The 20,948-nt window shown below is 75.2% G+C and carries 17 protein-coding genes; 15 read left to right on the forward strand and 2 right to left on the reverse strand.

The genetic code is table 11. The features are described 5' to 3' along the window. The first annotated feature begins 34 nt into the window (after nt 1-34). The 9 genes from rimP to ABIE39_RS11730 all read left to right on the forward strand — a co-directional run bounded on the left by rimP (nt 35) and on the right by ABIE39_RS11730 (nt 10,175). On the forward strand, nt 35-640 hold the full coding sequence (rimP, locus tag ABIE39_RS11690) for a ribosome maturation factor RimP (RefSeq protein WP_175009597.1): 606 nt from the start codon (nt 35-37) through the stop codon (nt 638-640). A 2-nt stretch (nt 641-642) separates the two neighbouring features. Then, entirely contained in the window at nt 643-1,704 is a 1,062-nt protein-coding gene (gene nusA / locus ABIE39_RS11695) for a transcription termination factor NusA (RefSeq protein ID WP_175009596.1), read from the forward strand. Nucleotides 1,705-1,785: 81 nt separating this feature from the next. Further along, the gene (locus tag ABIE39_RS11700; protein WP_255437330.1) at nt 1,786-2,109 is read left to right on the forward strand and encodes a YlxR family protein; all 324 of its coding nucleotides are present in this window, start codon (nt 1,786-1,788) and stop codon (nt 2,107-2,109) included. Nucleotides 2,110-2,266: 157 nt separating this feature from the next. Then, on the forward strand, nt 2,267-5,128 hold the full coding sequence (gene infB / locus ABIE39_RS11705) for a translation initiation factor IF-2 (RefSeq protein ID WP_175009594.1): 2,862 nt from the start codon (nt 2,267-2,269) through the stop codon (nt 5,126-5,128). Nucleotides 5,129-5,311: 183 nt separating this feature from the next. Then, nucleotides 5,312-5,764 (forward strand): 30S ribosome-binding factor RbfA, encoded by a 453-nt coding sequence (gene rbfA, locus ABIE39_RS11710; RefSeq protein ID WP_175009593.1) that lies wholly within the window; start codon nt 5,312-5,314, stop codon nt 5,762-5,764. Between the two features lie 4 nt (nt 5,765-5,768). Next, nucleotides 5,769-6,749 carry a tRNA pseudouridine(55) synthase TruB gene (truB, locus tag ABIE39_RS11715; protein ID WP_354051864.1) on the forward strand — a complete coding sequence of 327 codons (981 nt, stop codon included), beginning with the start codon at nt 5,769-5,771 and terminating at the stop codon, nt 6,747-6,749. Nucleotides 6,750-6,901: 152 nt separating this feature from the next. Further along, nucleotides 6,902-7,936: a bifunctional riboflavin kinase/FAD synthetase gene (locus ABIE39_RS11720; protein WP_175009591.1), complete on the forward strand. Its 1,035-nt coding sequence runs from the start codon at nt 6,902-6,904 to the stop codon at nt 7,934-7,936. 2 nt (nt 7,937-7,938) lie between these two features. Beyond that, the gene (locus ABIE39_RS11725) at nt 7,939-8,631 is read left to right on the forward strand and encodes an ATP-binding cassette domain-containing protein (protein WP_175009590.1); all 693 of its coding nucleotides are present in this window, start codon (nt 7,939-7,941) and stop codon (nt 8,629-8,631) included. Nucleotides 8,632-8,633: 2 nt separating this feature from the next. After that, on the forward strand, nt 8,634-10,175 hold the full coding sequence (locus ABIE39_RS11730) for a DUF6297 family protein (RefSeq protein WP_209827597.1): 1,542 nt from the start codon (nt 8,634-8,636) through the stop codon (nt 10,173-10,175). A gap of 19 nt (nt 10,176-10,194) precedes the next feature. Here the strand turns inward: ABIE39_RS11730 and ABIE39_RS11735 are convergent, their stop codons facing one another. Then, complete coding sequence (locus tag ABIE39_RS11735; protein WP_354051867.1) at nt 10,195-10,959, reverse strand: ABC transporter ATP-binding protein; 765 nt, start codon at nt 10,957-10,959, stop codon at nt 10,195-10,197. A 41-nt stretch (nt 10,960-11,000) separates the two neighbouring features. Then, nucleotides 11,001-12,128: an ABC transporter permease gene (locus tag ABIE39_RS11740; protein ID WP_175009587.1), complete on the reverse strand. Its 1,128-nt coding sequence runs from the start codon at nt 12,126-12,128 to the stop codon at nt 11,001-11,003. A gap of 217 nt (nt 12,129-12,345) precedes the next feature. Here ABIE39_RS11740 and ABIE39_RS11745 point away from each other — a divergent pair, with 217 nt between their 5' ends. From ABIE39_RS11745 to ABIE39_RS11770, 6 genes are all read left to right on the forward strand, one after another. Next, complete coding sequence (locus ABIE39_RS11745; RefSeq protein ID WP_354051870.1) at nt 12,346-13,722, forward strand: sensor histidine kinase; 1,377 nt, start codon at nt 12,346-12,348, stop codon at nt 13,720-13,722. Further along, on the forward strand, nt 13,719-14,357 hold the full coding sequence (locus ABIE39_RS11750) for a response regulator transcription factor (protein ID WP_074810003.1): 639 nt from the start codon (nt 13,719-13,721) through the stop codon (nt 14,355-14,357). Before ABIE39_RS11745 ends, ABIE39_RS11750 begins: the two co-directional genes overlap by 4 nt. 306 nt (nt 14,358-14,663) lie before the next feature. Further along, nucleotides 14,664-16,610 (forward strand): peroxidase family protein, encoded by a 1,947-nt coding sequence (locus ABIE39_RS11755; protein ID WP_354051872.1) that lies wholly within the window; start codon nt 14,664-14,666, stop codon nt 16,608-16,610. A 153-nt stretch (nt 16,611-16,763) separates the two neighbouring features. Then, nucleotides 16,764-17,033, forward strand: coding sequence for a 30S ribosomal protein S15 (gene rpsO / locus ABIE39_RS11760; protein WP_021479897.1), 270 nt, complete (start codon nt 16,764-16,766; stop codon nt 17,031-17,033). A gap of 311 nt (nt 17,034-17,344) precedes the next feature. Then, a complete protein-coding gene (locus ABIE39_RS11765; protein ID WP_074810005.1) occupies nt 17,345-19,570 on the forward strand; it encodes a polyribonucleotide nucleotidyltransferase in 2,226 nt (741 codons plus the stop codon). A 1-nt stretch (nt 19,571) separates the two neighbouring features. Next, complete coding sequence (locus tag ABIE39_RS11770) at nt 19,572-20,903, forward strand: M16 family metallopeptidase (RefSeq protein ID WP_354051874.1); 1,332 nt, start codon at nt 19,572-19,574, stop codon at nt 20,901-20,903. Nucleotides 20,904-20,948: the final 45 nt, after the last annotated feature.

Consider the following 20,948-nt stretch of genomic DNA (forward strand, 5'->3'; position numbering starts at 1 on the left):
GTACCCGGCGTGGGACACGGACAGGAGCTGAGTCATGGCAGGGCAGGCGGGCGGTCAGTCCGGCAGAGGGTCCGGAGGCGACGCGGCGGCGCACGCGCTCCGGGAGAGCGTCCGCGAGGCGGTCGAGCCCGCGGTCCGTGACGCCGGCCTCCACCTCGAGGACGTCACGGTGTCGCGCGCGGGTGCCCGTTCGGTGGTGCGCGTCGTGCTGGACCTCCCCGACGACGTCGAGGGCAGCCTCGACCTGGACGCGGTGGCCGAGGCCACGCGCCCGATCTCCGCGGCGCTGGACACGGTGGACCCGCTCCACGGCGCGTACACGCTCGAGGTCTCCACGCCCGGCACGGACCGTCCGCTCACCGAGCCGCGCCACTTCCGGCGCGCCCGGGGCCGTCTCGTGCGGCTCGTCCTGTCCGACGGCGGCACGCTCGAGGGCCGTCTGCGCCCCGGTTCCGCGGTCGAGACCGAGCTGCTGCTCGACGTCCCCGGCGCGCGCGGCGTGGTGACGGAGCGCGTGGTGCCGCTCGCCGACGTCGTGCGCGGCGAGGTGCAGGTCGAGCTCAAGCGCGCGCTCGAGGCGGACCTGCCCGAGCTCGACGGCTCCGCCGACGAGACGACCGACCACGACGAGGAGGCCTGACGATGGACGTGGACATGAGCGCGCTGCGCCTGCTGGAGCGCGAGCGGGACATCAGCCTCGACGTGCTCGTCGCGGCGATCGAGCAGGCCCTGCTCTCGGCGTACCACCGCACCCCCGACGCGTACACCCGGGCGCGCGTCGAGCTCGACCGCAAGACGGGGCACGTGACGGTGTGGGCGCGCGAGGAGCTGCCCGCTCCCGAGACCGACGACGAGGACGCCCCGCGCGGCCCCGTCGAGTACGGTCCCGAGTTCGACCACACGCCCGCCGACTTCGGGCGCATCGCGACCTCGACCGCACGCCAGGTCATCGTCCAGCGACTGCGTGACGCGGAGGACGACCAGATCCTCGGCACGTTCCGCGGCAAGGAGGGCGAGGTCCTCGCGGGCGTCATCCAGCAGGGCCGCGACCCGCGCGTCGTGCTCGTGGACGTGGGCGGCACGGAGGCCGTGCTCCCGCCGCACGAGCAGGTCCCCACGGAGGAGTACGTGCACGGCGAGCGCCTGCGCGCCTACGTGCTCGAGGTCGCCCGGGGAATGAAGGGCGCGCAGATCACGTTGAGCCGCACGCACCCCAACCTGGTCCGCAAGCTCTTCGAGCTCGAGGTCCCGGAGGTGGCCGACGGCTCCGTGGAGATCACGGCCATCGCGCGCGAGGCGGGCCACCGCACCAAGGTCGCCGTCCGCTCGCGCGTCCCGGGGCTCGGCGCGAAGGGCGCGTGCATCGGGCCGATGGGCTCGCGCGTGCGCGCCGTCATGGCGGAGCTCCACGGCGAGAAGATCGACATCGTGGACCACAGCGACGACCCGGCCCAGTTCGTGGCCAACGCGCTGTCCCCGGCGCGTGTGTCGTCGGTCACGGTGGTCGACGAGGTGGCACGCGCCGCGCGCGTCGTCGTCCCGGACTTCCAGCTCTCCCTCGCGATCGGCAAGGAAGGGCAGAACGCCCGCCTGGCCGCGAAGCTGACGGGGTGGCGCATCGACATCCGCTCGGACGAGGGCGGAGCCGCGGCCGAGGGGCCCGACGGTGCCGCTCCCGCAGGTCCCCGCGCTGCCGACCGGTAGCCGCGGGGCGTGGGACGGTCACGGATGACGGACCGGCGCGGTAGACTGTCATCGACCGGGCCGCGAGCCCGCACCTCGACCATGCCCCCGGACTCCACGACCCGCCCCGTTGCCACGGGATCGGGTCCGGTCCGCACGTGCGTCGGGTGCAGGCAGCGCGACCTGCGGTCAGCTCTTCTCCGTCTGGTCCTCGACCGGTCCGGCGCGGGCACCGACGAGCCACGGCTCGTGGTGGACGTCGGGCGGTCGCTGCCGGGTCGCGGTGCGTGGCTCCACGCGTCGGCCCGGTGCCTCGAGACGGCGGAACGCCGGCGGGCCGTCCCGCGGGCCCTGCGTGTCGCCGGGCCCCTCGACCTCGCCGCGGTCCGCGCCGCGATCGAGGCCCGTTCGGGAGAGCACCTCTGAGCCATGCGTCACGGCCCCGTCCGTACGGGGCCGCAGGCACGACACGTCGACAAGGAAGCGGGTTAGAAGCCGATGGGCACCCGATGAGTACCCAGCGATGAGCACCCAGCACTAACGACGGTCCTCCCTGTCCGGGGCGGGCCGAGACAGGAGAGTTGTGGCAAAGGTCCGCGTCTACGAGCTCGCGAAGGAGCTCGGGGTGGAAAGCAAGACCATCATGACCAAGCTGACGGAGCTCGGTGAGTTCGTCCGCTCGGCATCCTCGACCATCGAGCCACCGGTGGTCCGCAAGCTGCGCGACGCCTTCCCCGCCGGGGGCGGCGGCGCGAGCAAGCCCGCGGCGGCACCCGCCGCGCGTCCGGCAGCGCCGAAGCCGGCCCCGAAGCCGGAGGTCAAGGCCGAGCCGGCCGCGCCGGCTCCGCAGGCCCAGCAGGCCGCGGCCCCCGCCGAGCCGGCTGCGCCGGCCCCGAAGGCTCCGGCACCCGCCACGCCCGCGGCTCCGGCCCCGAAGGCGCCGGCACCCCAGGCTCCCGCGGCGCAGCGTCCGACGCCCGCGCCCGCGCAGAAGCCCACCGCCTCGCCCAAGCCGGGCGGCGGCACGAACGCGTCCGCCCCGCGCCCCGGTGGCTCGGGCGGACGTCCCGGTGCACCGCGTCCGGGGAACAACCCGTTCGCGACCAGCCAGGGCATGCCCCGACAGGGTGGCCCGCGTCCGGGTGCACCGCGCCCGGGCAACAACCCGTTCGCCCCGAGCCAGGGCATGCCCCGGCCCGGGTCGCGCCCCGAGCGCACCGAGGGTGCGGCGGCCGCGTCCGGCGAGCGCTCGGGCGGTCCCCGTCCGGGCGGTCCGCGCCCCGCGCCGCGTCCCGGCGGCCCGCGCCCCAACCCGGGCATGATGCCCGGCCGCACCTCGATCGGCCGTCCCGGTGAGCGTCCTGCTCCCGGTGGTCGTCCCGGTGGCGGTGGCGGCGGTCGTGGTGGCGGCTTCGGCGGTCGTCCCGGCGGTGGCGGCGCTCCCGGTGGTGGCGGCGGCTTCGCCGGCCGTCCCGGTGGCGGTGGCCGCGGTGGCGCCGGTCGTGGCTCCACGCAGGGTGCCTTCGGGCGCGCCGGCGGTCGCCCGGTCCGTGGGCGGAAGTCGAAGCGCGCGAAGCGCCAGGAGTTCGAGCAGATGCAGGCGCCGTCGCTCGGCGGCGTGCAGGTTCCCCGCGGGAACGGCTCGACCGTCGTGCGGCTGCGTCACGGCTCGTCGCTGAACGACTTCGCCGACAAGATCGACGCGAACCCCGCGAGCCTCGTCACCGTGCTGTTCCACCTCGGTGAGATGGCCACGGCGACGCAGTCGCTCGACGAGGACACGTTCGGTGCCCTCGCGTCCGAGCTCGGCTACGTCATCGAGATGGTCTCGGCCGAGGAGGAGGACCGCGAGCTGCTCGGGTCGTTCGACATCGACCTGGACGCGGAGCTCGAGGCCGAGGGCGACGACGAGCTCGCCGCCCGCCCGCCGGTCGTCACGGTCATGGGTCACGTCGACCACGGAAAGACCAAGCTCCTCGACGCCATCCGCCAGACGGACGTCGTCGCGGGCGAGGCCGGCGGCATCACCCAGCACATCGGTGCGTACCAGGTGCGTCACGAGCACGAGGGCGTCGACCGCGCCATCACCTTCATCGACACCCCGGGTCACGAGGCGTTCACCGCCATGCGTGCCCGCGGTGCCCAGGTGACGGACATCGCGATCCTCGTCGTGGCCGCGGACGACGGCGTGATGCCGCAGACCATCGAGGCGCTCAACCACGCCCAGGCGGCGAACGTCCCGATCGTGGTCGCGGTGAACAAGGTGGACAAGGAGTCGGCCAACCCGGCCAAGATCCGCCAGCAGCTCACCGAGTACAACCTGGTGGCCGAGGAGTACGGCGGCGACACGATGTTCGTCGACGTCTCCGCGAAGCAGAACATGGGCATCGACGACCTCCTCGAGGCCGTCCTGCTCACGGCCGACGCCTCGCTCGACCTGCGTGCGAACCCCGACAAGGACGCGCGCGGCGTCGCCATCGAGGCGAACCTGGACAAGGGCCGCGGCGCCGTCGCGACCGTCCTCGTCCAGTCCGGCACGCTGCACGTCGGTGACGCGATCGTCGCCGGCACGGCCCACGGCCGCGTCCGCGCGATGTTCGACGAGCACGGCAACGCCGTGACCGAGGCGGGCCCCGCCCGTCCGGTCCTCGTGCTGGGTCTCGCGTCCGTGCCGAGCGCGGGCGACACGTTCCTCGTGGCGCCCGACGAGCGCACGGCCCGCCAGATCGCCGAGAAGCGCGAGGCCGCCGAGCGCGCCGCCCTCCTGGCCAAGCGCCGCAAGCGCATCAGCCTCGAGGACTTCACGCAGGCCCTCCAGCAGGGCAAGGTCGAGACCCTCAACCTCGTCCTCAAGGGCGACGTGTCCGGTGCCGTCGAGGCGCTCGAGGACGCGCTGCTCAAGATCGACGTGGGCGACGAGGTCGAGCTGCGCGTCATCCACCGCGGTGTCGGCGCGATCACGCAGAACGACGTCAACCTCGCGACGGTCGACAACGCGATCATCATCGGCTTCAACGTGAAGTACGGCGAGCGCGTCGAGGACCTGGCCGAGCGCGAGGGCGTCGACGTCCGCTTCTACTCGATCATCTACCAGGCGATCGAGGACGTGGAGGCCGCGCTCAAGGGCATGCTCAAGCCGGAGTACGAGGAGGCCCAGCTGGGCACGGCGGAGATCCGCGAGATCTTCCGCTCCTCCAAGTTCGGCAACATCGCCGGCTCGATCGTCCGGTCGGGCGAGATCCGCCGCAACGCCAAGGCGCGCGTCCTGCGCGACGGCAAGGTCGTGGGGGACAACCTCACGGTCGAGTCGCTCAAGCGGTTCAAGGACGACGCCACCGAGGTCCGCGAGGGCTTCGAGTGCGGTATCGGTCTGGGCTCGTTCAACGACCTCCAGGTCGGCGACACCATCGAGACGTTCGAGATGCGCGAGAAGCCGCGCTCCTGACGCTCGTCACGCCCGGGGGCGGTCACGGTCACCGTGGCCGCCCCCGGGCGTTCGTCACCCCGCGGTCGTCACCACCCGCACCCGTCAGCACCCCACCGCGGCCACCCACCCGGCCGGTGGGCCCCGTTCGACGTACGGTCGTCGGGACCGTCGCCGGAAGGCTCGGCACGAAAGGAAGAAGACATGGTCGACCACCCCCGGGCGAGGAAGCTCGCCGACCGCATCAAGGAGATCGTCGCGCAGATGCTCGACACCCGGATCAAGGACCCGCGCCTCGGGTTCGTCACGGTGACGGACGTCCGCGTCACGGGTGACCTGCAGAACGCCTCGGTGTTCTACACCGTCTACGGCACGGACGAGGAGCGGGCCGGGACGGCCGCCGCGCTGGAGAGCGCGAAGGGCCTCATCCGGTCGGAGGTCGGCAAGCAGACCGGCATCCGCCTCACGCCGGCGATCGAGTTCCACCTCGACTCGGTGCCCGAGACCGCGGCGCACCTCGACGCCGCGCTCGTCGAGGCCCGCCGGCGCGACGCCGAGCTCGCCGCCCTGCGCGAGGGCAAGCCGTTCGCCGGGGACGCCGACCCGTACCGCTCGGCGGAGGACGCGGACGCCGTCGCCGACGACGAGCGGGCCTGACCGCGTGGGCGAACGCCCGCCCGCGACGGACCGTCGGGAGCGACGCCCCGTCGCTCCCGACGGTCTCGTCGTCGTCGACAAGCCCGCCGGCTGGACGAGCCACGACGTCGTCGGCCGCGGGCGACGCCTCGCCGGCACGCGCAAGGTCGGCCACGCGGGCACGCTCGACCCCATGGCCACGGGCGTCCTCGTGCTCGGGGTCGGGCGCGCGACGAAGCTGCTGACGTACGTCGTCGGTGCCGACAAGGACTACGACGCGACGATCCGGCTCGGTGCCGCGACCACGACGGACGACGCGGAGGGGGAGGTGCTCTCGCGAGCGGACGCGTCCGCCGTCGGGCGGGCCGACCTCGACGCGGGGGTCGCGGACCTCACCGGCGAGATCCTCCAGGTGCCGAGCACGGTCAGCGCGATCAAGGTCGACGGGCAGCGCGCCTACGCCCGCGCTCGCGCGGGCGAGGAGGTCGCGCTGGCGGCGCGGCCCGTCGTCGTCTCGCGCTTCGACGTGCTCGCCGTGCGGCCGGTGGCGCCGGGGGAGCAGGGCGTCCCCGACGACGCGCCGCCCGCGCTCGACGTCGACGTCCGGGTGACCGTGTCCTCGGGGACGTACGTGCGGGCGCTCGCGCGCGACCTCGGGTCGGCGCTCGGCGTCGGCGGCCACCTGACGGCGCTGCGGCGCACGCGGGTGGGCGGGTACGGGCTCGACGTCGCCTCGACGCTCGAGGAGCTCGAGGCCCAGGCGGACCGCGACGGTGTGCTCGCGACCCTGCCGCTCGCGCAGGCGGCCCGTGCGACGTTCCCCGTGCGCGAGCTGACCCCGGAGCAGGCGACCGCGCTGTCCTACGGGCAGTGGATCGACGCGAGCGGGACGCCCGGCACGACGGCGGCGATGTCCCCGGAGGGCGAGCTCGTGGCGCTCGTGGAGGACACCCGCCGCGGCGGCAAGGACCTCGCCCGGCCGGTCCTCGTGCTCGCCCCCGCCTGACGCGTCCGGTTCGGCGTCGTGCCCGGGGCGTGGCAGTCTTGTCCAGCGCGGTCCCGGTGCCTCCCCGTCCGGTCCGCCGCCGCCCCCCGTCGGCACGGGTGGCCGCCCCGGGCGGCGCCCGCGGCCTTCCTGCTCACCTGAGGAGTTCTCGCGTGCACCTGTGGACGGACCTGAGCCAGGTTCCCCCGGGTTTCGGCCCGTCGGTCGTGACGATCGGCAACTTCGACGGCGTCCACCGCGGGCACGCCCAGGTGCTCGGACGCATCGTCGACCTCGCGCGCGAGCGCGACGCGCGCGCCGTGGCGGTGACGTTCCACCCGCACCCCGCGGCCGTGCACCGTCCGGAGAGCGCGCCCGAGCTCATCACGGGCATCGCGGACCGGGTCGAGCTGCTGGCCGCGACGGGCCTGGACGCGGTCCTGCTCGTGGAGTACACGCTCGAGTTCGCACGGCAGACGCCGGAGGAGTTCGTGCGCGCCTACCTCGTCGACGGCCTGCACGCGGGCGCGGTCGTGGTCGGGCACGACGTCCGCTTCGGCCGCGACAACGCGGGCACCATGGAGACGATGGTCGCGCTCGGCACGCGCTACGGCTTCGACGTGGTGGCGATCGACGACGTCGGCCAGCACCAGGGCGTGCCGGTGACGGACGAGGAGACGCCGGGCGACTCGCAGGTGCGCTGGTCGTCGACGGGCGTGCGCGCGCTGCTCGCGGCGGGCGACGTGCGCGAGGCGGCCCGCATCCTCGGACGGTCCCACCGGGTGCGCGGCACCGTCGTGCACGGGGACGCGCGGGGGCGCGAGCTCGGCTTCCCGACGGCCAACCTCGGGTCGATCAGCGGCATGGTCCCGGCCGACGGCGTCTACGCGGGCTGGCTCGAGCGCCCGCAGCTCGCGGGCGCCGACCCCCGCCACGCGGACGTGCGCCTGCCGGCGGCGATCTCGATCGGGACGAACCCGACGTTCGACGGCGTCGAGCGCCGGGTCGAGGCGTACGTCCTCGACCGCGCGGACCTCGACCTGTACGACGAGGACGTGGTCCTGGAGCTGGTCGAGCGGCTGCGCCCGACGCTGCGCTTCGACGGCATCGAGCCGCTCGTGGCGCAGATGCACGACGACGTCGCGCGCGCCCGGGAGATCCTCGCGGCCCCGGATGGGGAGCCGGGCGCGACGACCCCGGGCGCCTGACCGTGGCCGCCCAGGCGCCCGTGCTCGAGGCGCGCGCGCTGCGCGTCGGCTACGCGGACGTCGCGGTGTGCGCGCCCGTCGACCTCTCCGTGGGCCCGGGCGAGCTGGTCGTGGTGATCGGCGCCAACGGCAGCGGCAAGTCGACCCTCCTGCGCACGCTGCTCGGCCTCCAGGCGCCGCTGGGCGGTGCGGTGCGCGCGTTCGGGCGCGACGTGGACGAGCGCGAGCGCGACTTCCGGGCGCGCGTCGCGGGCGTGCTCGACGACGACGCGTTCTTCCCGGCGCTCACGGTCCGCGAGCACCTCGTCCTCGTCGCGCGGGGGCACGGCGTGCCGGGAGCCGGGGCGGTCGTGGACGAGCTCCTCGACCGGTTCGGGATCGCCGAGCAGGGCAGGTCGCTCCCGTCGGCGCTCTCCTCCGGGCAGCGACGACGGTTCCTGCTCGCCTCCGGCTTCGTGCGGCCCCGCGAGCTGCTCGTGCTCGACGAGCCGGAGCAGCGGCTCGACCCGGGGATGCGGGAGCGTCTCGCGGCGCTGCTCGTCGAGGACGCGCGCAGCGGCGTGGCCGTGGTCCTCGCCACGCACGACCCGGAGCTCGTCGAGCGCACGGGCGCGCGAGGGCTGCTCGTCGGCGACGACCGCTGCGTCCAGCTCGCCCCGGCCGACACCCGCGCGGCGCTCCTGGCGGTGCGCTGACCGTGGCGCACGGACCGAGCGCGCTGCGCTCCGACCCGGACGAGCTGCTGACCGGCCGCGAGCTGCGCCGTCTCACGGCCCGGGCCGCAGCCGCGCGGGCCGACGCCGGGCCGGGCGAGATCGTCGTCGACGTCGCCTACGCCGTGGTGTCCGTCGCGCTCGCGACGGGTTGGGTCGTCGGCCTCGCCTCGATGCTGCGCTCGACGCTCGCGACCACCGTGCCGACCGGCGGGCCGCCCGTGCTGGGGCCGGGGGCCCTCCAGGCGCTCGGGACGACGGCGCTGCTCGCGTTCCTCACGGGCACCGCCGTGCGCCTGGGCCCGGTCGGCGCAGGCGGGGGCGGGGTGCGCTGGTGGGTGCCGACGCCCGCCGACCGTCGGGGGCTCCTGTCGCCGTCGTTCGGGCGCGCCGTCGTGCTGGGGGCCGTGCTCGGCACGCTGGGGAGCGCCGTCGTCGCGGTCGCCGCCGGGCTGGACGCGCTGCCCGCGCTGCGGGCCGGCGCGACCGGCGGCGCCCTGGGCCTGCTCCTCGTCGCCGTCGCGGGGCTCGCCCAGCCGTCGGCCCGCGCCGCCGGGCTGCTCGCGCGGGCGAGCGACGTCGCGGTCGCGGCCGTCCCGGTCGCAGGCCTCGCGCTCGTCGTCGCCGGGCGCTCCGGTCTCCCGTCGCTCGACGCGCCGCTCGTCGTCGTGCTCGGCCTGCTCGCCGTCGCGGCGCTGCTCGTGCTGCGGTGGTGGCGCGGGCTGGAGTCCCTCGGCGCGACGGTGCTGCGCGCGCAGAGCGCGGTCGCGGACCAGGTGGGCGGGGCCGTGCTGTCCTTCGACACGCGCGACCTCGGCCGGGCCCTGCGCCGGGCCGGCGCCGCGCGGTTCCGCGTCCGTCGGCCGCGCCGGTTCGCGGCCGTGCGGGGTCCTGTCGGCGCGGTGGTCGCGGCCGACCTCGTGCTGCTGGGCCGCAGCCCGTCGGCGCTCGCGCAGCTCGTCGGTCTCGCCGCCCTCTCGGTCGTCGCGCAGCAGGTGCCCGGCCTGGGCTCGGGCTTCGGTCTCTTCGTCCTGCTCGTCGCCGCGGGCCTCGGTGCGGCGGTGCTCGGTGCGGAAGGGGCGCGCACGGCGGAGATGGCTCCCGTCGTCGACGCGCTCGTGCCGCTCCGCGCGCGGTGGACGCGGCTCGCGCGCGGCGTCGTCCCGACGCTCACCGCGACGGCGTGCCTCGCCGCCGGCACGGCGCCGCTCGCGGTGGCGACGGGCGACGCACGGTGGCTCGCGGTCGCGGTGCTCACGGCGGTCGTGCAGGGCGCCGCAGCGGTGCGCAGCGCCTACCGCGAGCCGCCGGACTGGGGCGGGCCACTGCTCGCGACGCCCTCCGGCGGCCTGCCGACGGGCGCCGCGGCCGTGCTGCGCAAAGGACCCGACGTCGCGGTGCTCGGCGCGGTCCCGCTGGGGGTCGCCCTGCTCGTCGGCACCGCCGGGTGGGGCGTCGTGGCGGCCCAGGCGCTGGCCGCCGTCGTGGGGGTCGCGGTCGCGACCCGGGTGCGCGCGGTGCGCTGACCCGAGCGTGGGTGCGCCGTCAGGCCGTCGCGGGCGCCGGGACGAGGCGGCCGTCCGCGAGGTGGACCCGGGCGTCGACCGGGTCGAGCGTCGCCTCGTCGTGCGAGACGAGCAGCGTCGCGGCGTCGAGGTCGCGCGCGAGCCGCACGACCAGCTCCACCACCTGCACACCCCGCTCGTGGTCGAGCGCCGACGTCGGCTCGTCCACGAGGAGCACCTCGGGGTCGTTCATGAGCGCGCGGGCGATCGCGACGCGCTGGCGCTGCCCGCCCGAGAGGTGCTCGGGTCGGCGGTCCGCGCGGTCGGCGACCCCGACGGCGTCGAGCAGCTCCAGCGCGTGCGCCCGGCGTGACGCGGGGGAGCGGCCCCGCAGGTGGCTCATGAGCTCGAGCTGCTCGAGCACGGTGAGCGACGCGACGAGCTGCGGCTGCTGGAACACGAGCCCGATGCGCTCGCGGCGCAGCGCCGCCGCCCGGTCCGCCGCGCGGCGCGCGCGCCGACGACCGCGCGGTCCGGACGCGTTCCCGGGCGCGGCGTCGGGATCGGCGTCGGGATCGGCGTCGAGCGGTGCGCTGACGACGTCGGGCCCCACCCGCACGACGCCCGACGTCGGCGGCGTGAGCGTCGCCGCGACGGCGAGCAGGCTGGACTTGCCGGCGCCGGACGGGCCGAGCAGCGCCGTCGTGGTGCCCGAGGGCACGGTGAGGGAGACGTCGTCGACGGCGACGAGGACGCCGTCGCCGTCGGGGTAGGTGAGACGGACACGGTCGAGGACGAGGTCCACGGGGAGCTCCTGAGGGTCGGTACGGGCGAGAGAGGGCGAGGTCAGCGGGCCGCGAGCGCCGCGTGCGGGTCGACGCGCGCCACGCGCGTCACGGCGAGGACCCCACCGAGGCCGCCGAGCACGACGAGGACGACGGCGGGCACGAGGGTCGTCGAGAGGTCGACGACGACCGGCATGACGCGGGACGCGAGCAGTCCCGCGCCGGCCGCGAGCGCGGTGCCGACCCCGACGCCCACGCCCAGCACGACACCGGCCTGGCCGATCGCGTCGCGCAGCAGGTACCGGGTCGAGGCGCCGAGCGCGCGCAGCACGGCGACGTCTCCCGCCCGCTGGATGGTCCAGACGGTGAAGAAGGCGCCGACGACGAGCGCGGAGATCGCGAGGAGGAAGACCTGCATGAGGGTCAGCGAGAGGTTCTCGGCGGTGAACGACGAGATGGCCGAGCGCGCCTCGCGCGGCGTCGCGGTGACGGTCCCGACGCGCGCGTCCGTGGCGGCGAGCGCGTCCGCGGTCGGGGGGTCGTCGCCGAACCGCAGGGTGACGACGGTGGCCACCTCGCCGCCCGTGCCGTCGGTCGCGGTCCCGTCGGACGACGCGCCGCCGCGCGCACCGACGGCCTGCCAGTCGTCGAGGGCCACCCAGACGACCGGGGTGTGCGAGTAGTCCGCCTCGACGTCCGCGACGGCCGAGACCGTCAGCTCGAGCGGCCCGGCGTCGACCTGGTCGCCCACGTCCGCGCCGAGCGCGTCGGCCGCGCCGCGCGAGAGCACGACGGCGCCGGGTGCGACGTCGGCGCCCTCGGCGGCGGGGACGAGCCCGGAACCGGGGTGCACGCCGAACGCCGTGACGGCGGCCGTGCTCGCACCCGACGCGCGCACGGTCGCGACACCGAGCGGGTCCGCGGCGTCGACGCCGGGGACGGCGGCCCAGGCGTCCGTCTGCGCGGCGGTCACCTCGGACTCGGTGAAGGAGGGGGACGCGCCCTCCTCCGGGGGCGAGAAGACCACGCGGTCGACCGGCAGGTCGGTGACCGCCGAGGTGCTCGCGCGGCCGAGGCCCGCGGTGAGCGCCGCGAGGAACGCGACGAGGAACGTGATGAGCGCGACGACGACCGTCATGAGCGCGAAGCGACCGCGCGCGTGGCGCAGGTCGCGCAGGGCGAGGAACACGGGGAGACCTCCGGGGTCCGAGGGGCAGGGGGCGGGACGACCCCGCGAGCACGAGCGGTCGTGCGCGACAGGACCCGTCCCGACGTCCCGTCCACCGTCCCGCGCGACGGCGTCCCGCGGATCACCGGTGCGACCGGTCCTGGGGCGCCGCAGGGACGAGCCCCGGATCGACCGTTCGGACGATGCCGGGCCGCGCCGCCGTGGCTAGGGTGACGGCGTGACCTCGCCCGGACCCGAGCCCGCCGTGCCTGCCGCGCCCGTCGGCCGCACGGCGCCGGCAGGCGACGCGGTACCGGCGGACCGCTCGGTGCCGGCGGGGCGTGTCGCGCCGGTCGTGCCGGCCGCGACGCGGTGGCTGCGGCGGGGCCTGGACGTGCTGCTCGTCGGGCTGGTCGCGCTCGCGGTCGCGGGCGCGCTCGTCACGTCGACGGCGCGGGGCGTGGGCGCCGTGCTGCTGGGCGCGGCGCTGCTCGCCCTGTACGTCCTGGGCCGACGGCGCGTCCCCGTGCCCGTCGACGTGCGCGCGCCGCGCGGTGCGTGGTGGCCCGCGGGGGCGTGGGTGACCGGCCTCGTGGCCCTCTGGGTCGGGCTGTCGCTCGTCTCGACGACCGCCGTCTGGGTCGCGTTCCCTCTGATGTTCGTCGCGATGCACGTCCTCGGCCCGCGCCGGGGCCCCGTCGCGGTCGTGGTGGTCGTCGTGCTCGTCGTGGGCGTCATGGCCGTGTGGACCGCGCGCGTCGCGCTGCCGTTCGTGCTCGGGCCGGCCATCGGCGGGGCCGTGGCGGTGGTCGTCGTGCTCGCGCTCGAGGCCGTCGTCCGGGAGTCGCAGGAGCGCCAGCGCACGCTCGACGAGCTCGTGCGCACCCGCGACGAGCTCGCGGTGTCGGAGCGGGAGCGGGCCGTGGCGGCCGAGCGCGAGCGCCTCGCGCGCGAGATCCACGACACGCTCGCCCAGGGCTTCTCGTCCGCCGAGCTGCTCCTGCGCGCGGCGCGGACCGCGCTCGACGCGGGCGACCCGGCGACGGCGCGCGGGTACGTCGAGCAGACGCGCGAGGTCGCGCGGCACAACCTCGCCGAGGCGCGCCGCGTGGTCCGGGCGCTGGCTCCCGCCGACCTCGCGTCGTCGAACCTCGTCGGGGCCCTGCGCCGCGTCGCGGACCGTGCGTCCGCCCGGGCCGCCGAGGGCGGCCCGCTCGTCGTCGTGCGGGTCAGCGGCGAGCCCGTCCCGCTGCCGACGGAGGTCGAGGCCGCGCTGCTGCGCGTCGCGCAGTCCGCGCTCGCCAACGTCGAGCGGCACGCCGGTGCGACGCGCGCCGCCGTCACCGTGAGCTTCCTCGCGGGCAGCGGGCCGGGGGACGACGCGGTCGCGCTCGACGTGGTCGACGACGGGCGCGGCTTCGACCCGGACGCCGTCCCCGCGCCGACGGCGGACCGGCCGGGCGGCTTCGGGCTGGGCGCCATGCGCGCGCGGGTCGCGGACCTCGGGGGCACGCTGTCCGTGGAGTCCGCCCCGGGCGCCGGCACGGCGGTGGTCGCGTGGGTGCCCCTCGCGGCGACGACCGACGACCCGACCAGCACCGAGGAGGATCGATGACCGGCCCTGCGGTGGACGTCGTCCTCGCGGACGACCACCCCGTCGTGCGGACCGGCCTGCGCGCCGTGCTGGAGGCCGAGCCGGACGTGCGGGTCGTCGCCGAGGTCGGCTCGGCCGAGGAGCTGCTCGCGCGGCTGCGCGCCGGGCTGCGGGCCGACGTCGTGCTGCTCGACCTGCAGTTCGGCCCCGGGCGCCTCGGGGGCGTGGACGCGGTCCGCGAGATCGTCGCGACGGACGGTCCGCCCGTGCTCGTCGTCACGACCTACGACGCGGACGCCGACATCCTCGCCGCGGTCGAGGCGGGCGCTCGCGGCTACCTGCTCAAGGACGCGCCGACCCACGAGCTCGTCGCGGCCGTGCGCGCTGCCGCGGCGGGCGAGGTCGCCCTCGGGCCCGCGGTGCAGCGCCGGCTGCTCGGCCGGCTGCGCAGCCCGGGCACCGCGCTCACCGCGCGCGAGCTCGAGGTGCTCGCGCTCGTCGCCGAGGGGCGCACGAACGACGAGATCGCGCACGAGCTGTTCCTCTCGCGCGCGACCGTGAAGACGCACCTCGTGCACGTCTACGACAAGCTCGGTGCGCCGTCGCGCACGGCGGCCGTCGCCGAGGCCCGGCGCCGCGGGCTCCTGCGGGGCTGAGCCCGCCGAGCCGCCGCGGCGCGTCCGCGGGGTCCTCGCCCGGCGCGCCGTGCGGGCGTCGTCGAGACGGTCCTCGAGCCCGTCACCGCGCCGTCCTCCGGGCGCTGCCCGGCCGTGTCACGACACCCGCGCCGGGCCCTCCCTCCGGGTGAGCGGCGCCGTCGTGCACGGCGCCCAGGCGGCCGCGCGGTCCCCGGGCTGCGGCCCGGGGGCGGTCGCACCCGTCCCCGCGCGCGCACGCCCGCGGGGACGCCGGCGGCTCGCCGCGCGGGCCGCACGAAGACCTCCGACAGAGAGGGCAGAGCCATGGAGGCTCAGCAGCACGCGGCGACACCCGTCGCCGAGACCGTCGTCGACGACGTCGCCCCCGACGCCGTCGACCAGGCGTCCACCCCGGTCGGCCGGACCGTCCGCAGCGTCGGGCACGGGTCGGCCGTCGTCCCCGACGAGGTCGCGACCGACGCGGACGTCGACCCGGCGGAGTCGGACGCACCGCTCCTGCCCGCGGCCGAGGCCGCCGTGGCACGGGACCTCGAGCACCACCGGTACGACTCCACGACCGCGTTCGACTACCTGTTCCCGCAGCTCGCCGAGCGCTTCCCGTGGTTCCACCTCCCGGTCGGGAACGGCGCGACGACCGCGACCGTCGCCGCGCTGAAGACGCTCGGGGCCGCGATGGTCGCCCGGCCGGTCACCCCGCCCGGGCAGCCGCCGCGCAGCCTCGACTCGCACGTGCCGGCCGTGTACACGTACTGGGGCCAGTTCATCGACCACGACATCACGCTCAACACCAACGGACCCGACACGACGGCGGGCCGGGACGGGGACCAGGCGCTCGGCGACGTCGACGCGGTGCCCTTCCAGGTGTTCGCGCCGTGGGTCGTGGTCCGCTCGCTCCACAACGGTCGCCACCCGGCGCTCAACCTCGACTCCCTGTACGGCAGCGGGCCGCGGTTCGAGGGCGAGCGAGGCTACCGCACGACGCGCAGCGAGGCGTCGTACGTGCCGGGCTCGGCGAAGCTGCGGCTCGGCCGCATCTCGACCGAGCCGCTCGTCATACCGGGCGGCCCCTCGTTCTCGCTCGTGGCACCCGGCGACGACGCGCAGCGCGACCTGCCGCGCGACGACGGCGGCGCACCGCTGATCCCGGACGGGCGCAACGACGAGAACCTCGTGGTCGCCCAGCTCCACCTCGCGATGATCCGGTTCCACAACGCCGTCGTGGACTGGGTGGACGACGTCGAGCCCTGGACCCGGCACACGGGCGGGGAGCGCGGCGTGTTCGAGCGCGCGAGCCAGCTCGTGCGGTGGCACTACCAGTGGCTCGTGGTCAACGACTACCTGCGTACCCTCACCACGCCGGGCGTGCTCGACGCGACGCTCCTGCGCGACACGTCGTTCTTCCGGCCCCGGTACCCGATCTCCATGCCGCTCGAGTTCGCGGTCGCGGCGTTCCGGTTCGGGCACTCGATGATCCGCGACTCCTACGACTTCAACGTCAACTTCACGGGCCCGCCGCCCGCGAACGCGAGCCTGACCCAGCTCTTCCAGTTCACGGGGAACGGCGGCAGCCTGCGCCCGGGACCGCAGGGCACGCCTGTCCTGCCGTCGAACTGGCCGATCGAGTGGGCGCGGTTCGTCGACAAGGGCGACCCGCGCACGTTCCGTGCGGCCGAGAAGATCGACACGTTCCTCGCACCCAGCCTGGGCACCATGGTCAAGGAGGGGAACCTGCCGCCCGAGGCGCCGGCGCACACGCCGGCCCAGCTCGTCGCGAGCGCGCTCCAGAAGCAGCTCGCGCAGCGCAACCTGCTGCGCGGGTACATGCTCGCCCTGCCCACGGGCGAGGCCGTCGCCGCGGCGTTCGGCGTCATCCCGCTCACCCCGGCCCAGCTCGAGGACCGGGCGGGGGACGACGTGAAGCAGGCGCTCGCGGCCCTGCGGGACGGCGACCACGGCGGCACCCCGCTGTGGTACTACGTCCTCAAGGAGGCCGAGCTCCAGGGCGACGGCAGCTTCCTCGGCGAGGTCGGCAGCCGCGTGCTCGCGGAGACGTTCGTGTACCTGCTGCGGCAGGACGACACGTCGTACGTGCGCACGAGCAACCACTGGACGCCCGCGCAGGGCGTGCACTTCGAGGACGGGCCGCTCGTCCTCACGCTGCCGGACCTGCTCCGGTTCGCCGGGGTGCTGCCCGACGCCACGGGCCGGTTCCGCGGTGACGGCACGGCCGGGCACGACGGCGCCCCCTGAGGCGGGTCGCGCGCTCCGGCCGGGCGGGCCGGGGTCGCGGCCGACGACGGCGCGTCCGTTTGGTAGGGTGGATGCGCCGTCTGACCGGCCGCGGACAGAGAGAGCCCGGGAGATCCGTCCCGGTGCACCGCGCAACGAACCCGAAGGAGAACCGTGCCGCTCGACACTGCCACGAAGCAGCGCATCATGACCGAGTACGCGACGAGCGAGGGCGACACCGGTTCGCCCGAGGTCCAGGTCGCGCTCCTCACGCAGCGCATCAAGGACCTCACCGAGCACCTCAAGGAGCACAAGCACGACCACCACAGCCGTCGTGGTCTGCTCCTCCTCGTCGGCCAGCGCCGTCGCCTGCTCGGCTACCTGCAGAAGGTCGACATCAACCGCTACCGGAGCCTCATCGAGCGCCTCGGTCTGCGTCGCTGACACGACACCGCCAGCCCGGTCCCTGCGGGGACCGGGCTGGTCTGGTGTGATGTACCCGTCACACCCCGGCTGAGCACCACCAGCCGCACACCACCCACCGCGCCGCCGGCCTCTCGTTCGGTCCTCGGTAGTGGCTCACGGACCCCCTCGGCACCGTCCTCGGACGGCGCCGGTGCGGGAACCGCCGTGGACCTCGATCGAAGACCGCCGAGCGTCGAGTGCGACCGGAGCCCCTGCGCCACGCGCCGGGGCACGGACCGGAACCCTCGACAGGGCTACCCGGGCGGCGCTTCGAGAAAGGGAGGGCACCCGTGGAGGGTCCCGAGATCCAGTTCGCCGAGGCCACGATCGACAACGGTCGCTTCGGCACCCGCACCGTCCGGTTCGAGACCGGGCGCCTCGCCCGTCAGGCCGCCGGCTCCGTCGCCGCGTACCTCGACGACGAGACGATGCTCCTGTCGGCCACGACGGCCGGCAAGCACCCGAAGGAGCAGTTCGACTTCTTCCCCCTGACGGTGGACGTCGAGGAGCGCATGTACGCCGCGGGCCGCATCCCCGGCTCGTTCTTCCGCCGCGAGGGTCGTCCCTCGACGGACGCGATCCTCGCGTGCCGCCTCATCGACCGCCCGCTGCGCCCGCTCTTCGTCAAGGGCCTGCGCAACGAGGTCCAGGTCGTCATCACGGTCCTCGCGCTCCACCCGGACGACGCGTACGACACGCTCGCGATCAACGCCGCGTCGGCGTCGACCCAGATCTCCGGCCTGCCGTTCTCCGGCCCGGTCGGCGCGGTCCGCATCGCGCTGGTCGACGGTCAGTGGGTCGCGTTCCCCAAGTACTCCGACAAGGAGCGCGCGGTCTTCGACATGGTCGTGGCCGGCCGCGTCGTCGGCGACGACGTCGCGATCGCGATGATCGAGGCCGAGGCGACCGACGGCGCCTGGGGCCTCGTCAAGGACGAGGGCGTGGCCGCGCCGACCGAGGAGGTCGTCGCCGAGGGCATCGAGGCGGCCAAGCCGTTCATCAAGGCGCTGTGCGACGCGCAGTCGGCGCTCGCGGCGCAGGCCGCGAAGCCCGTCAAGGAGTACCCGGTCTTCCTGGACTACCAGGACGACGCGTTCGCCGCGGTCGAGGCCGAGGTCGCGACGGACCTGCGCGAGGCGCTCGCCATCGCGGACAAGCAGGACCGGGAGAACCGTCTCGACGAGATCAAGAACGAGATGGTGGGCAAGCTCCAGGCCGGGTTCGACGGCCGCGAGAAGGAGCTCTCCGCCGCGTACCGCTCGCTCCAGAAGAAGCTCGTGCGCCAGCGCGTGCTCACCGACGGCGTGCGGATCGACGGCCGTGGGCTCGCGGACATCCGCACCCTGTCGGCCGAGGTCGAGGTGCTGCCGCGCGTGCACGGCTCCGCGCTCTTCGAGCGTGGCGAGACGCAGATCATGGGCGTCACCACGCTGAACATGCTCCGCATGGAGCAGCAGATCGACTCGCTCGGTCCGGAGACGCGCAAGCGCTACATGCACAACTACAACTTCCCGCCGTACTCGACCGGCGAGACCGGCCGTGTCGGCAGCCCGAAGCGCCGCGAGATCGGTCACGGCGCGCTCGCCGAGCGTGCGCTCGTGCCGGTGCTGCCGAGCCGCGAGGAGTTCCCCTACGCGATCCGCCAGGTGTCCGAGGCCCTCGGCTCCAACGGCTCGACGTCGATGGGCTCCGTGTGCGCCTCGACCCTCTCGCTCCTCAACGCGGGCGTGCCGCTGCGTGCCCCCGTCGCGGGCATCGCGATGGGCCTCATCTCCGACACGGTGGACGGTGAGACCCGCTACGCGGCGCTCACCGACATCCTCGGGGCCGAGGACGCGTTCGGCGACATGGACTTCAAGGTCGCCGGCACGCGCGAGTTCGTCACGGCCATCCAGCTCGACACCAAGCTCGACGGCATCCCCGCCTCGGTGCTCGCCGGTGCGCTGACCCAGGCGCGCGACGCGCGCCTGACGATCCTCGACGTGCTCGCCGAGGCCATCGACGTGCCCGACGAGATGTCCCCGAACGCCCCGCGCGTCATCTCCGTGAAGGTGCCGGTCGACAAGATCGGCGAGGTCATCGGCCCCAAGGGCAAGATGATCAACCAGATCCAGGAGGAGACGGGCGCGGACATCTCCATCGAGGACGACGGCACCGTGTACATCGGCGCCGTCGACGGCCCGTCGGCCGAGGCCGCCCGCGCGGCGATCAACGCGATCGCCAACCCGCACGTCCCGGAGATCGGCGAGCGCTTCGTCGGCACGGTCGTCAAGACGACGTCGTTCGGCGCGTTCATCTCGCTCTCCCCGGGCAAGGACGGTCTGCTGCACATCAGCCAGATCCGCAAGCTCGTGGGCGGCAAGCGCGTCGAGAACGTCGAGGACGTGCTGTCCATCGGCCAGAAGGTCCAGGTCGAGATCGGCGAGATCGACCCGCGCGGCAAGCTCTCGCTGCACGCCGTGGTCGAGGACGAGGCTCCGGCCGACGCTCCCGCGACCGAGGACGCGGACGCCTGACGTGCCGTGGGACCTTCCGCTCGTCCCGGCGGGTGACGCCGGGGCCGAGCTGACCGCCGGGCAGGACGGCGCGACGATCCGTCGCTCCGTCCTGCCCGGCGGGGTCCGCGTGCTCACCGAGTCGATGCCGGGCCTGCGCTCGGCGACGGTGGGCGCGTGGGTCGGCGTCGGCTCGCGCGACGAGACCGACGGCCACTTCGGGTCGACGCACTTCCTCGAGCACCTGCTGTTCAAGGGCACGGCCCGCCGCTCCGCGATGGACATCGCCGAGGCGTTCGACGCCGTCGGCGGCGAGGCCAACGCGGCGACCGGCAAGGAGCACACGTGCTACTACGCGCGCGTGCTCGACGCCGACCTCCCCATGGCGGTCGACGTCATCACCGACATGGTGACCTCCGCGCGCCTGGACCCCGACGAGCTCGAGACCGAGCGCGGCGTGATCCTCGAAGAGCTCGCGATGAACGACGACGACCCCTCGGACGTCGTGCACGAGGAGTTCGCCGCGGCGGTCCTCGCCGGGCACCCGTTGGGTCGGCCGATCGGCGGCACCCCGGACACGATCAACGCCGTGCCCCGGGACGCCGTGTGGGAGCACTACCGCTGGCACTACCGCCCCGAGACGCTCGTCGTCGCGGCGGCGGGCGGCGTCGACCACGACACGCTCGTCGACCAGGTGGGCCGGGCGCTGCACGACGGTGGCTGGGCGCTCGACGCGTCGGGCGCGCCCCGGGCACGCCGCGACCCCGTGGACCCGGCCCTGGCGGGCCTCGGGTCTGCGAGCGTCGAGCTGTCGGTCCACCGGGCCGTCGAGCAGGCGAACGTCGTCATCGGCGGCACCGGCCTGGCCGCGACGGACGACCGCCGCTTCACGCTCTCCGTGCTGAGCGCTGTCCTCGGCGGCGGCATGAGCTCGCGCCTCTTCCAGGAGATCCGCGAGCGGCGCGGCCTCGCGTACTCGACCTACTCGTTCGCGTCCGGCCACGGCGGCATCGGCACGTTCGGCCTCTACGCCGGGTGCGCGCCGTCGAAGGTGGACGAGGTGACCGCGCTCCTGCACAGCGAGCTCGACCGCCTCGCGGCCGACGGCATCACGGGCGCCGAGCTCGACCGCAGCATCGGCCAGCTCTCGGGCGGCATGGTCCTCGGCCTCGAGGACTCCGGCTCGCGCATGAGCCGGCTCGGCAAGGCCGAGCTCGTCTACGGGGAGCTCCTGAGCGTCGAGGAGTCGCTCGACGCGATCCGCTCCGTCACGTCCGACGACGTGCAGAAGCTCGCCGACGACCTCGCGTCGCGGCCGCGCTCCGTGGTGCGCGTCGGTCCGTTCGGCGACTGACACCTCGCCTCCCACGGCGTCTCGCGGCGGCCGTCCTCCTCGCGG

The sequence above is a fragment of the Cellulosimicrobium sp. 4261 genome (genome assembly GCF_040546915.1).
Taxonomy (GTDB): Bacteria; Actinomycetota; Actinomycetes; order Actinomycetales; family Cellulomonadaceae; genus Cellulosimicrobium; species Cellulosimicrobium cinnabarinum.